The sequence below is a fragment of the Halomonas sp. SIMBA_159 genome, from assembly GCF_046536035.1.
Lineage (GTDB): Bacteria > Pseudomonadota > Gammaproteobacteria > Pseudomonadales > Halomonadaceae > Vreelandella > Vreelandella venusta_A.
Window position 1 is genome coordinate 57,131 of the sequence record NZ_JAWJBT010000009.1, and the last position, 11,676, is coordinate 68,806.

The 11,676-nt window shown below is 57.0% G+C and carries 13 protein-coding genes; 12 read left to right on the forward strand and 1 reads right to left on the reverse strand.

The genetic code is table 11. The features are described from left to right. Positions 1–56 precede the first annotated feature (56 nt). The 8 genes from R0J87_RS07405 (at position 57) to R0J87_RS07440 (ending at position 8,707) form a co-directional block, all read left to right on the forward strand. Complete coding sequence (locus R0J87_RS07405; protein ID WP_498885320.1) at positions 57–1,811, forward strand: bifunctional diguanylate cyclase/phosphodiesterase; 1,755 nt, start codon at positions 57–59, stop codon at positions 1,809–1,811. A gap of 102 nt (positions 1,812–1,913) precedes the next feature. Continuing rightward, positions 1,914–2,879 (forward strand): phosphate/phosphite/phosphonate ABC transporter substrate-binding protein, encoded by a 966-nt coding sequence (phnD, locus tag R0J87_RS07410; RefSeq protein ID WP_404344586.1) that lies wholly within the window; start codon positions 1,914–1,916, stop codon positions 2,877–2,879. 123 nt (positions 2,880–3,002) lie between these two features. Beyond that, complete coding sequence (gene phnC / locus R0J87_RS07415) at positions 3,003–3,878, forward strand: phosphonate ABC transporter ATP-binding protein (protein ID WP_498885322.1); 876 nt, start codon at positions 3,003–3,005, stop codon at positions 3,876–3,878. Continuing rightward, positions 3,875–4,702, forward strand: a complete 828-nt coding sequence (gene phnE / locus R0J87_RS07420) for a phosphonate ABC transporter, permease protein PhnE (protein ID WP_498885323.1) — start codon at positions 3,875–3,877, stop codon at positions 4,700–4,702. The genes phnC and phnE (R0J87_RS07420) overlap by 4 nt, the downstream gene beginning before the upstream one ends. Positions 4,703–4,764: 62 nt before the next feature. Then, positions 4,765–5,580: a phosphonate ABC transporter, permease protein PhnE gene (gene phnE, locus R0J87_RS07425; protein WP_399843931.1), complete on the forward strand. Its 816-nt coding sequence runs from the start codon at positions 4,765–4,767 to the stop codon at positions 5,578–5,580. A gap of 25 nt (positions 5,581–5,605) precedes the next feature. Beyond that, positions 5,606–6,235: a histidine phosphatase family protein gene (locus R0J87_RS07430; protein ID WP_159340718.1), complete on the forward strand. Its 630-nt coding sequence runs from the start codon at positions 5,606–5,608 to the stop codon at positions 6,233–6,235. A gap of 74 nt (positions 6,236–6,309) precedes the next feature. Beyond that, positions 6,310–6,789 (forward strand): C40 family peptidase, encoded by a 480-nt coding sequence (locus R0J87_RS07435; protein ID WP_404464883.1) that lies wholly within the window; start codon positions 6,310–6,312, stop codon positions 6,787–6,789. 202 nt (positions 6,790–6,991) lie between these two features. Further along, entirely contained in the window at positions 6,992–8,707 is a 1,716-nt protein-coding gene (locus R0J87_RS07440) for a putative bifunctional diguanylate cyclase/phosphodiesterase (RefSeq protein WP_498885408.1), read from the forward strand. Between the two features lie 31 nt (positions 8,708–8,738). Here R0J87_RS07440 and R0J87_RS07445 read toward each other — a convergent pair whose 3' ends face one another. Next, positions 8,739–9,374 carry a putative metalloprotease CJM1_0395 family protein gene (locus tag R0J87_RS07445; RefSeq protein ID WP_498885326.1) on the reverse strand — a complete coding sequence of 212 codons (636 nt, stop codon included), beginning with the start codon at positions 9,372–9,374 and terminating at the stop codon, positions 8,739–8,741. Positions 9,375–9,447: 73 nt separating this feature from the next. Here R0J87_RS07445 and R0J87_RS07450 point away from each other — a divergent pair, with 73 nt between their 5' ends. The 4 genes from R0J87_RS07450 to R0J87_RS07465 all read left to right on the forward strand — a co-directional run bounded on the left by R0J87_RS07450 (position 9,448) and on the right by R0J87_RS07465 (position 11,670). After that, complete coding sequence (locus R0J87_RS07450; RefSeq protein ID WP_404464885.1) at positions 9,448–9,675, forward strand: DUF2835 family protein; 228 nt, start codon at positions 9,448–9,450, stop codon at positions 9,673–9,675. Between the two features lie 8 nt (positions 9,676–9,683). Next, a complete protein-coding gene (locus R0J87_RS07455) occupies positions 9,684–10,067 on the forward strand; it encodes a hypothetical protein (protein ID WP_404464886.1) in 384 nt (127 codons plus the stop codon). A gap of 115 nt (positions 10,068–10,182) precedes the next feature. Next, a complete protein-coding gene (locus R0J87_RS07460) occupies positions 10,183–10,761 on the forward strand; it encodes an antibiotic biosynthesis monooxygenase (RefSeq protein WP_498885328.1) in 579 nt (192 codons plus the stop codon). 237 nt (positions 10,762–10,998) lie between these two features. After that, positions 10,999–11,670, forward strand: coding sequence for a glutathione S-transferase (locus tag R0J87_RS07465; protein ID WP_498885330.1), 672 nt, complete (start codon positions 10,999–11,001; stop codon positions 11,668–11,670). Positions 11,671–11,676: the final 6 nt, after the last annotated feature.

Consider the following 11,676-nt stretch of genomic DNA (forward strand, 5'->3'; position numbering starts at 1 on the left):
CTCATGGAGCGTTACAAATCATAGGGATAGTCGACGTTTGATAGGGCAGCAGGCATATGACCGCACAAGAAGCACAATGGCTAAATCAAATTATTGCGGCAGAAGAGCTGCACGTGCTGTTCCAGCCGATTGTGGACGCCAATCAGCAGGCCATTTACGGCTATGAAGCGCTGATTCGCGGGCCAAAAACATCCCCGCTGCACTCTCCCTTACGGTTATTTGATGTGGCGACCCAGGCGGGACTGCTGGTCGAGCTGGATCTTCTGTGTCGGCGGCTCGCCATTCGCCGCTTTGCCGAGCTTGAACTGCCGGGGTTGCTGTTTCTCAACGTAATGCCACTGACCATCGTGGAGCGTGATTTCCGCGAGGGTCTGACGATGAGCTTTATTCAAGAGAGCGGCCTGCCCCCCGAGCGCGTGGTCATTGAACTGACCGAGCACGTGCCGATTCACGACTACGAACTGATGCGCCAAGCGGTGGATCACTACCGCGATATGGGCTTTCAGGTGGCGCTGGATGATTTAGGGGCCGGGCACTCTAGCCTGCGCCACTGGTCGGAGCTGCGGCCCGATTTCGTCAAGCTTGACCGCCACTTTATCTCAGGAATCGATAAAGAGCCTGCCAAACGGGAGTTTTTGCGCTCCATTTTGGATGTGGCGCGCAGCCTCGACTGCCAGCTCATTGCTGAGGGCGTAGAAACCGCCGCCGAGCACCTCTGCCTATGGGAGCTAGACCGAGGCCTCGCGCTGCTGCAAGGTTTCTACTTCGCTCGGCCAAGCCTTCAGCCTCCCATGCAGCTCAATACGCTTCTGCCTGCCACTACCCAGCTCAAAAGCCCGGCGGGGCGTACCGCGCACTCCATTTTGCGCCCCATTGAGAGCGTGTCGGCCACCTGCTCGGTGCCCGCACTGGCCGAGCGCTTTCGCGAAGACCCTCGTTTGCGCTGCGTGGCGGTGATTGAAGAGGGCGCTCCTGTGGCGGTGGTGCGCCGCAACGCGTTCCTCACGCTGTTCACCAATCAGTACAGCCATGCGCTCTATGCCAAACGCTGCGTGCTGGAGATCGCCGATCCTAAAATGATCGTGGCGGACGCAGATCTTTCCTTGGAGGCACTGAGCCAACAGCTCACCGATAGCCGCGATATCGAGCAGGAAGATTTCGTCATCGTCGATGGCGACGGTCAGTACCTTGGGATGGGCAATATCGTCGATCTGCTGCGTGAGATTACCGCGATTCAGGTGCGCCAAGCGCGCCACGCCAATCCGCTCACCGGGCTGCCCGGCAATATTCTGATCAACGAAACCCTGGCTTCTTATTTATCTCAAGGCAGCGGTTTTGCGGCGGCCTACGTGGATTTGGATAACTTTAAAGCGTTTAACGATGCTTACGGTTACGCCCGCGGCGACCACGTGATCATCTCGCTCTCGAGATTGCTACAGGCGCAAGTAGAGAGCGCGGGGGGCTTTATCGGCCATATTGGTGGCGATGACTTTATGATGCTGCTGCCTCTGGAGCATTGGGAAGGCGTGTGCAGGCAGATTCTCCACTCTTTTGAAGTCATGGCCCCTGGCTTTTATGAAGAGAACGACCGCCTGCAGGGGGGGGTTGCCATCGAAAGCCGCCAGGGCGGCGTGATGTTCTTCCCCTTCGTGAGCGTCTCGATTGCGGTCAAGCCGATTACTGACCCCGCCCCCTGCAAGGCGTTGGATATCGCTGCGCAGCTCTCGGAGCTGAAGCATCAGGCCAAGAAAATCGCAGGCAACAGCCTCTTCGTGGAACGGCGCGGCTGCTGCGTGGGCGGCGACTGTTAAGTCGTCATGGATTCGTCATCTAGGCGTCATGAGAGTGTCCCGATGCTGTCACATCGGCTCGCCACTATAGCGTTAACACTTCTTAACTCGCTTAGGTGATGTATGCACACTCTCTCTTTTTCTCGTACGCTGTTGAGCGCCGCCGTCGCAGGCACGTTTGCACTGGCAGCGGTCACTGCCTCTGCTGATCTCTCTTCGCGCTATGTGGACAACGACGGCGACATGATCGCTGATGTGCCCAGCGATGAGTCACAGTGGGTTGATCCGGATACACTGGTGTTTGCTTACACACCGGTAGAAGACCCAGCCGTTTATGCCGACGTTTGGGCGGGTTTCCTGGATCACCTGAGCGAAGCCACTGGTAAAAACGTCCAGTTCTTCCCGGTGCAGTCTAACGCTGCCCAGCAGGAAGCGCTGCGCGCCGGTCGTCTCCACGTGGCGGGTTTCAACACTGGCGGCGTGCCGGTGGCGGTCAACTGCGGTGGCTTCCGCCCCTTCGCCATGATGGCCGCTGAAGACGGTAGCTTCGGCTACGAGATGGAAATCATCACCTACCCCGATAGCGGCATCGAGTCGGTGGAAGACTTAGCCGGTCGTCAGCTAGCGTTTACCTCTGAAACGTCCAACTCCGGTTTCCGCGCTCCTTCCGCGCTGCTGCGCTCTGAGTACGGCCTGGAAGCGGGTGAAGATTTCGAGACAGCCTTCTCTGGCTCTCACGACAACTCCATCCTGGGCGTGGTGAACAAAGATTACGACGCGGCCGCCATTGCCAACTCTGTGGCCAAGCGCATGCTGTCACGCGATGTGGTGAGCGAAGGCGATTACAACGTCATCTACACCTCGGAAACCTTCCCCACCACGGCCTATGGCCTGGCGAACAATCTGAATCCTGAGCTTGCCGAGCAGATTCAGGACGCGTTCTTCAGCTACGACTGGGAAGGCAGTGCGCTGGAAGCCGAGTTTGCCAACTCCGGTGAAGCCCAGTTCATTCCGATCACCTACCAAGAGAACTGGTCAGTGATCCGTACCATCGCCGATGCTAACGGTGTGACGTACGACTGCGACTAATCCATCGGTCGTTCCATGATTTTCTCGGCCAGGAGGGCGACCTCCTGGCCGAGCCGCTATGTAGCCATTAGAGAAGTGCTTGTGAACGCAAGCACAGACGCATAAGACACTGAGGCACCCTCCATGTTGACACTCACCGGCGTTGGCAAGCGTTACCCTACCGGCGACCGCGCGCTGACCGATATCCAGCTCTCGCTGCCGAAAGGGCAGGTTATGGCCCTCATTGGCCCGTCTGGCGCGGGAAAGAGCACGTTGATTCGCTGCGTGAACCGCTTGGTAGAACCCACCCAAGGCAGCATTCGACTGGAAGACGTGGAGCTGACGAAACTCTCAGGCAGCCGCCTGCGCCATGCCCGCCGCTCCATGGGAATGATTTTCCAAGAGTACGCCCTGGTGGACCGCCTGAGCGTGATGGAGAACGTGCTCTCTGGCCAGTTGGGCTATGTAGGGTTCTGGCGCAGTTTTTTACGCCGCTACCCGCAGGAAGCCGTGGCAGAAGCGTTTCGCTTGCTTGAGCGTGTAGGCCTGCCCCACGCGATTGATAAGCGCGCCGATGCGCTCTCGGGTGGCCAGCGCCAGCGGGTAGGCATTGCCCGGGCGCTGCTGCAAAGCCCTAAACTGCTGCTGGTGGATGAACCTACCGCGAGTCTAGACCCTAAAACCTCCCGCCAAATCATGCGCTTGATTCGCGAGCTGTGCGCCGAGCGCGAGCTGGCCGCCATCATTAACATTCACGATGTGGCGTTGGCTCAGCAGTTTGCCGATCGCATTGTCGGGCTGCGTGCCGGGGAGATCGTTTTCGACGGTAAGCCCAGCGATCTGACCAGCGAGATGCTGACCACCATTTACGGCGAAGAGGATTGGGACACCACCCCTGAGCCTGCCGATGATGACGAGGAGGAGAGCAGCGGCGCTACGTCTAACGCTACGTCGCCGCAGGCAACCACAGCACCACATGCGCCGCGCCAGAACCGCTTAGCGAGTGGAGGCGCGCAATGAGCACGACGGACGCTCAAGCCCGCCAGCAGGCCGCCCGCCAAGGCCAGTGGCGGCGACTGCCGCTGATTGAGAGCCGCTGCCTGCGTTGGGCGCTGGCGCTGGGTAGCGTAGTGTACCTGATGCTGGCGCTGGCATCGGTGGAAGTGAACTGGGCGCGGGTGGCGGAAGGTGCCGGGCGTGCGCTGAACTTTCTCGGCGCGTTTTTACAGCCGGACTTCGTCAGCCGTCAAAACGATATTCTGGCGGGGCTAATGGAAAGCCTGACCATGACGCTGACCTCGACGGTGATCGGCGTTCTGCTGGCCATCCCGGTTGGGCTAGGGGCTGCGCGCAATATCGCCCCCTTGCCGATCTACGCGGTATGCCGGGCCATCATCGCCGTCTCGCGCACCTTTCAAGAGGTGATCATTGCCATTCTGTTCGTGGTGATGTTCGGCTTTGGCCCCTTTGCGGGCATGCTCACGTTGGCCTTTGCCACCATCGGCTTTATGGCCAAGTTGCTGGCAGAAGATATCGAAGACCTCGATTGGAAACAGGTGGAAGCCGTGCGCGCCACCGGGGCGAGCTGGTGGCAAACCATGAACCACGCCGTGCAGCCGCAGGTGATGCCGCGTTTGATCGGGCTTTCCATGTACCGGCTGGATATCAATTTCCGCGAGTCGTCGGTGATCGGCATTGTCGGGGCGGGGGGGATTGGCGCGACGCTCAACACCTCGCTCAGCCGCTACGAGTACGGCACCTCGGCCGCCATTCTGCTAATCATCATCGCCATTGTGCTGATGAGTGAGTACGCCTCCAGCCATGTGCGTCGCTGGACGCAGTAGCGCGCCGTCGCACGCTTGTTGCCAACCCTTTACGTAAAGCCTGAAGGCAAAAGGAATTCTCCATGCCGGTGTCAACTTCATCAAACGGTGTGCCGCAGTGGCAGCGGCGCACCACCCGCGCCCAGTGGCTGCAGTACCTCGCTTGGCTGGCGGGCGTTAGCCTGTTCTTACTCTGCTGGAAAGTGATCTCTGACAACACCATGTGGGTGTTTGTGGAAGACGCTGGCCGCCAGGGTAGTGACCTGATTAGCCGTATGATGCCGCCCCGCTGGGAGTACGCCAGCGAGCTTTGGAAACCCATGTGGGACACGCTCAATATCGCCACCTTGGGTACCGCGCTGGGCATTATGATGGCGTTTCCGGTGGCGTTTTTAGCCGCGCGTAACACCACGCCGCATCCGCTCGTGCGCAGCTTAGCGCTGACCATCATCGTCTCTTCGCGCTCGATCAACTCGCTGATTTGGGCCATGCTGCTGGTGACCATTCTTGGCCCTGGCGTGCTGGCGGGCATCATCGCCATCGCGCTGCGCTCGATTGGCTTTGTGGGGAAGCTGCTCTATGAAGCCATTGAGGAGATCCATCCCACACCGGTGGAAGCCATCAGTGCCACGGGCGCCAGCCGCCTGCAGGTGATGAACTACGGCGTGCTGCCGCAAATCATGCCTGCCTTTGCGGGGATCAGCGTTTACCGCTGGGATATTAATATTCGCGAATCGACGGTGCTGGGGCTGGTGGGCGCAGGTGGAATAGGCCTGCAGCTGAACGCCTCCATCAACAGCCTAGCGTGGAATCAGGTCAGCGTTATCTTCGCGTTGATTTTCGCCACGGTACTGGTGTCGGAATGGGTCTCGGCTCGCGTTCGTCACGCCATTATTTAATCTGTCCGTGAAGGGGAGAACCGCTATGCGCTTTGCCAATGCCGAGATCACAACGATTGACCTGATGCGCCACGGTGAACCGCAGGGTGGGCGAATGCTACGGGGCAGTACCGACCATCCGCTTAGCGATTCGGGCTGGCAGCAGGTGACCGACGCAGTGATGCGCCATACGGTGGATGGACGGCCACCCTATGATGCCATCGTTAGCTCGCCCCTGGCCCGCTGCCGCGAGTTCGCGCTTTGGTTAGGGGAGGAGTTCGACCTGCCGGTGCAGGTAGACGACGACCTAGCCGAGCTGCACCTGGGCGAGTGGGAGGGGAAAACCTATGCGCAGGTATATGAGCAGGAAGGCACTGAGCAGATGAGCGCCTTCTGGTACGACCCCGCCCGCGCCGCGCCGCCCAGCGGTGAAACCCTCGCCGAGCTGGATGCCCGCGTCAGCGAAGTGTGGCGGCGGCTGTTGGTCAATCCTCCTGGTCGCCATGTGCTGGTGGTGGCTCATCTGTTCGTATGTAACGCACTGCTGCGCCAGGTGCTGGAGCAGCCGCTGAGTAATGGCTTGGTCATGGATTTGCCCTACGCGGCGATGAGCCGCCTTCGCCACGAGCGCCATGCGCTAGGCGAGAGCACGTTTATCGAGTGGATAGGCCGTTAACGGCGAGTGATGGAGTAGCGGGTGAACGGCGCTTAGGCCATGATAAGAGCACCAGGCTGACTTGGAGCGTTGCCATGCCGTTTACCCGATTCTCCCCTCTTTTTGCGCTGTTCACCTTACTGCTCTTGGCCGGGTGCGCCAGTAAAGACGTGGCTATGACCCCCGCGCCCAGCCTGCCATCGGGCATCTCGATGGAGCGCGCGTTGATTCTCTCCCATGCGCAGCAGGCGATTGGTACTCCCTACCGCTTTGGCGGCAATTCACCGGATGGCCTGGACTGCTCAGGGTTAGTTGAAATGACCTACCGAGCGGCAGGTATCCGCGTGCCACGCACCGCCGATAGCCAATTCCGTGCGCTTCCCCAAGTAGACGCACCTCGCCCCGGTGATTTGCTGTTTTTTGGCGACGGCAATAAAGCCACACACGTTGGCATCTACGGCGGCAACCGCCAGATGATTCACGCCCCCGGCAGCGGCCGAGCGGTGGTCAGCGTGCCGCTGGACATCGACTACTGGCAGCAGCGTTTTTTAGGAGCGGCATCGGTGGCGCCCTAGCTCGAATACCGCGTTGATTCAGCGCTGTTGAATCTAAAACACGCGCAGCAAGACGGTGTTAATATGACCAAAAGTCATTAAATAACTACTGCTTATAAGAGGAGAGCAGAGACGCATGTGCCCGCCCTTGAATGACCCAAAGGAGCAGTCTTTGCCTCAACCAGCCACTCAATTAGCGTCGCGTACCACTAACGCTGTTGCGATGTCGGTGATGGATTCCAATACGTCCCTTACGCCGTCCGAGTCGGCCTTTCGCTATGCCAATGAGGCTATCATTATTACCAACGCAGATAACTGCGTGGTCGATGCGAACCCTGCGTTTAGCGAGCTGACGGGCTTGGCACTGCACGAGGTAAAGGGAAAATCCCCTGAGGCATTCAGTATTTTACCCCTCGATGATAGTCGTACCACGCGGTTGATGCGTGAGGAGCTGCAGCTGCGAGACCGCAGTAAAAGCCAGATTAGCTACCGTAGCCATGATGGTCAGCTCTATCCCGGTATGATGTCTATCAACCGCGTACGCGACGAACAGGGGCGAGTGGATCATCATGTGATTGTACTGGCAGATTTGTCGGCCATCCCTTCTCATGCGCGCCACCTCAATCGCGAGGTCTATTTTGATGCACTGACGGGGCTGCCTAACCTCCAGTTACTGACCCAGCTAATTCAGGAATCGATTCAGCATGCCGAGAACCGCCAACTGCCTCTGGCCGTATGCGCGCTGGATATCGATCACTTCCAAACTATTAATGACCGGCTGGGCCTTCAGGTAGGCGATGCGCTGCTGACGGCCTTTGCGCAGCGGATTAGCCATCTACTGTTCGGGGATGACGTGCTGGCCCGGATTGGTGGCGATGAGTTTGTGCTGCTGCTTCATCACGGCGTGGAAGAGACGTTCTTCGAGAAGCTGTTGGCTTCGATCCGCCAACCGCTGCTGATTGAAGGCCAAACCATTTACCTCACTGCAAGCTTAGGGATTACCTGCTTCCCTGATGATCATGCGCAGGGGGATGTGCTGTTACGTCATGCCAATCAGGCGATGTACCGTGCTAAGCAGCGCGGGCGGGATACCTACCACTTCTTTGACTCTCACCATGACCGCAGGCTGCAGGTGCGCCATGAGCAGCGCCAGCGCTTTATGGATGCGATTAATCACGATGAACTGCGCCTTTTCTACCAGCCGCAAGTCGACATGCGCAGTGGGCAGGTGGTGGGGGTCGAGGCGTTGATTCGCTGGCAACACCCCGAGCTTGGGATGCTTTCGCCTGGTGAGTTCTTGCCCATTATTGATGGCACGCCGTTAGAGGTTGATCTCGGAGAGTGGGTATTAGAGCACGCGCTGCGTCAGCTCACGCTGTGGCAAAGCGAAGGTATTGCCTTGCCGGTGAACGTGAATATCAGCCCCTCACACCTACTAGTAAATACGTTTAGCCAGCGGTTGGCTGAACTCCTCGCTCGCTACCCTGGCGTGTCGCCATCGCTATTAAAGCTTGAGGTGCTGGAAAGTGCGGCCATGCACGATGTCAAAGCCGCCCTGAAAAACATGGCGCGCTGTCAGGCGTTGGGCGTAGGGTTTGCGATTGATGATTTTGGCACTGGCTTCTCGTCACTAACGCATTTACGCCAATTGCCCGTCAATTTGATTAAGATCGACCAAAGTTTTGTGCGCGATATGCTCAGCGATCAAAACGACATGGCAATTGTAGAAAGCGTCATTTACATGGCCAACCGATTTCAGCGGCCTATGTTGGCAGAAGGGGTCGAAACCCTGGCGCATGCGAAGGCGCTGATGGCATTAGGGTGCGGGTTGGCTCAGGGGTATGGAATTGCACGCCCGATGCCGCCAGAGGCGATGCCTGACTGGTTAGCCCACTGGCCCGAACGCCAGGATTGGCGAGGTTTAGCCACGCTACAGTAAGCGCGCGCCACACCCTGGGGAAAGTAGGTCGTTAAGCGGCCTGTTCGGGCGGTTCGTCATTGGCGGATACGTCACCTTTTTGCGCTGAACGAGCCTGATTCATCTCGCTCTGCTCGCGAGCGGCTTCCAGTTTTGCTTCTAGCAAATACTGGCGCGCCTGCGCTGCTACCTGAAGGTCTTTAGGCGATGGGTCGGCCGGTGCGAGCGCAGATGCAATGACGGTTTGCATCTTTTCCACCGTTGCCTGAGGGTTGCCGGGGACGGGGCCGTAATCAATCGAGACTTCACCGGCCACCGCGTAGCGTTTACCGTCTGGGCCCACTTCATACTCATAGGTAGCCCCGCCGGTATACGGTGCGCCTACCGTTTGGTGGGCCATCTCATGTTGACGTACTTCGCGATCAGTCTGTTTTAGCTGTTCAAGCTGTTGGATCTCTTCGGGTGCCAACGGTGTACCATCGGGGCGCGTGGGCCCGGTAGCCGCTTCGCTGGCGTCCGTCTCTTCGCCTTCGCGGATCTCTTGGGTAGCGTCTTTGGCGCTTGGCTCGCGGGCAGAAACTGCTCCGCGGCTATCGACATCACTACGCGATACTCGAGCGGCAGGCAGTGAGGAAGTAGGCCAGCCAGTAGAGGATGCAGCAAACCCGTTAATCGAGGCAAGATCCATAAGTGTTTACCGATATTTGCGATGATTTCAGTTAGCATAGAGTATCTGTGAGCCAGCCGAATTGCGCAATGTTATGCACACCATTGATGTCATTCTTCATCTAAGTGTCACCGAATGCTTGGCCTATTACGAAGGCCATTACGACAACGTGCGGGCGCGCAGTGTCGATGGCCGCTGGGTGATTTTTCCTGCTCAGGCATTACACCGGATAGTGGGGCAGGAAGGTGTGCACGGCGTGTTTCGGATTACCTTTACTGAGCAGGGTCGCTTTCACACGATTGTTCCATTAAACCGCTGTTGAGCCTGTTTATGCACCAGCATGATGCAAAGATGACGCTTTATGAGCTGATGTATTCCGTCATTCCCAATTTAAACGCCGCCGAGCGTTTAGTGTGCAACACCTTAGATAGCTTGATTGCGTCAACAGAGAATCCCCTCGATATTTTTAAACGCACGGAACAGCGTCACGCGTTTAATTTGGAAGTGCATCGCGTGCGTATGAATATTGAGCATCTGTTGGCCCGTTATCGTGCCGATGTGGATGAAATATTGCGCACAGAAGGCGGTGTTAAAGGGCCCATCATCCAGCCAGACACACTTGAAGCTGACGCTATTCAAAGCGCTATCGATATTTATCAGCATGTTCGAGCGTTTCAGAGGGGAGAGCGTCGCCAGCCCATTCCTCGGCGATAGGCATACATGGCATCAATATTGCCTGTATAATGTGGAACGCGCAGCAGGATTACCCGCCTGGCTGCCTGCAGCTCGCCTACCCGGCAGTGGTTGCTTACACATTAGGAGATCACCCATGTCTGCCTCACCTGTCACACTGATGGTGGCTCGCCGCGTTGCTGATGGCCGCTACCAAGATTTTAATCGTTGGTTAAATGAAGGTCGCGAACTAGCGGCTGACTTTCCCGGCTACTTGGGGTCGGGTGTGCTTGCGCCCCCAAAAGACGACGATGAGTATCAGATTATTTTCCGCTTCGAGAGCCAGGCTTCGCTAGCCGCTTGGGAGCACTCTGCTTCACGCTCTGCATGGCTTATCCGTGGTAAAGGGCTTTACGCAGCCCCCCATGAGCACAGGGCGACCGGGCTAGATGCTTGGTTTAATGTATCGCCTGGTGTAGCTCCGCCGCGTTGGAAACAAGCGATAGCCGTATGGCTTGCCTTTTTCCCTATTTCACTGCTGTTTCAGTGGCTCTTCGGTGGGATGTTAGCCGACTGGCCTTTAATTCCCCGCGTACTCGCCAGCACATTAATACTGACCCCCGTCATGGTCTTTGTGTTTATTCCGCTTTCCACTCGCCTATTGGCGCCCTGGTTACAGGGTAAATGGTCGCCAATGGATCTTTTGGCACGTTTAAAACACCAGCATAGAGCCTGATTATAGGCTTCATTAATACCTGCTTTAATCGTTAAAAATTCACAAAAACAAGTGCTTAAAGTTTTTCTGTTCACAGGGGTTGCCACCGTTTGGCGCCCCTGTGTGCGTTGGTGCGTCAGTCATTGCTTTCTCCATGGGGTTCAACGCTGCAATAGTGCTAAGCTGAGATAGCTTACAGTCAATGGATAACTGACATCAGTACTATACTGGTGTACCAAGTCGCCTCATGGAGTAGTTATGATCCGCGTTCATCATCTTGAAAAATCCCGTTCTCATCGCGTTTTATGGCTTTTAGAGTCGTTAAACCTTGAATATGACATTCAAGTTTACCAGCGGGATGGCAAGACTCAGCAGGCGCCAGAGGCGTTAAAAAAAGTGCATCCGTTGGGTAAATCACCGGTGATAACCGATGGTGAGTTAACGGTGGCGGAGTCTGGCGCCATTATTGACTATTTAGTGAATCGCTATGGTAACGGTAAATTGCAGCCGTCCCCAGAAGCAGGTGATGAGTGGGTAAACTATCGCTACTGGTTGCACTATGCAGAAGGCTCCTTGATGCCCCTGTTAGTGATGGGACTCGTCTTTAGTCAAATCCCTAAACAGTCTCCCTGGCTGATTAAGCCGCTGGCCAAAGGCATTAGCGATACGGTGCGAAAACGTTTTATTCAGCCTCAGTTAAAGCAGCACTTGGGAATGATAGAAACACACCTAGCATCGCGCGGACATTTTGCAGGCGATTGGCCAAGTGGGGCCGATATTCAAATGAGTTTCCCGCTTCAGGCGATTAAAGCGACGCAGTCGCTTTCTGCTTATCCATCAATTGCTGCCTTTGTGGATCGTATTGAAAACGACCCTGCTTGGCAGCGCGTTGTAGAGCGCGCAGGCCCGTTAACCATGCCGGGTGAGTAACGCCTA

Bases quoted from the DNA above. Each gene is read 5' to 3' on its own strand.
- R0J87_RS07445 (WP_498885326.1), bottom strand. From the start codon at position 9,374: ATGGATCTTGCCTCGATTAACGGGTTTGCTGCATCCTCTACTGGCTGG.
- R0J87_RS07460 (WP_498885328.1), top strand. From the start codon at position 10,183: ATGTCTGCCTCACCTGTCACACTGATGGTGGCTCGCCGCGTTGCTGAT.
- R0J87_RS07405 (WP_498885320.1), top strand. From the start codon at position 57: ATGACCGCACAAGAAGCACAATGGCTAAATCAAATTATTGCGGCAGAA.
- phnC (WP_498885322.1), top strand. From the start codon at position 3,003: ATGTTGACACTCACCGGCGTTGGCAAGCGTTACCCTACCGGCGACCGC.
- R0J87_RS07465 (WP_498885330.1), top strand. From the start codon at position 10,999: ATGATCCGCGTTCATCATCTTGAAAAATCCCGTTCTCATCGCGTTTTA.
- R0J87_RS07455 (WP_404464886.1), top strand. From the start codon at position 9,684: ATGCACCAGCATGATGCAAAGATGACGCTTTATGAGCTGATGTATTCC.
- R0J87_RS07450 (WP_404464885.1), top strand. From the start codon at position 9,448: ATGCACACCATTGATGTCATTCTTCATCTAAGTGTCACCGAATGCTTG.
- phnD (WP_404344586.1), top strand. From the start codon at position 1,914: ATGCACACTCTCTCTTTTTCTCGTACGCTGTTGAGCGCCGCCGTCGCA.
- R0J87_RS07430 (WP_159340718.1), top strand. From the start codon at position 5,606: ATGCGCTTTGCCAATGCCGAGATCACAACGATTGACCTGATGCGCCAC.
- phnE (WP_498885323.1), top strand. From the start codon at position 3,875: ATGAGCACGACGGACGCTCAAGCCCGCCAGCAGGCCGCCCGCCAAGGC.
- phnE (WP_399843931.1), top strand. From the start codon at position 4,765: ATGCCGGTGTCAACTTCATCAAACGGTGTGCCGCAGTGGCAGCGGCGC.
- R0J87_RS07435 (WP_404464883.1), top strand. From the start codon at position 6,310: ATGCCGTTTACCCGATTCTCCCCTCTTTTTGCGCTGTTCACCTTACTG.
- R0J87_RS07440 (WP_498885408.1), top strand. From the start codon at position 6,992: ATGTCGGTGATGGATTCCAATACGTCCCTTACGCCGTCCGAGTCGGCC.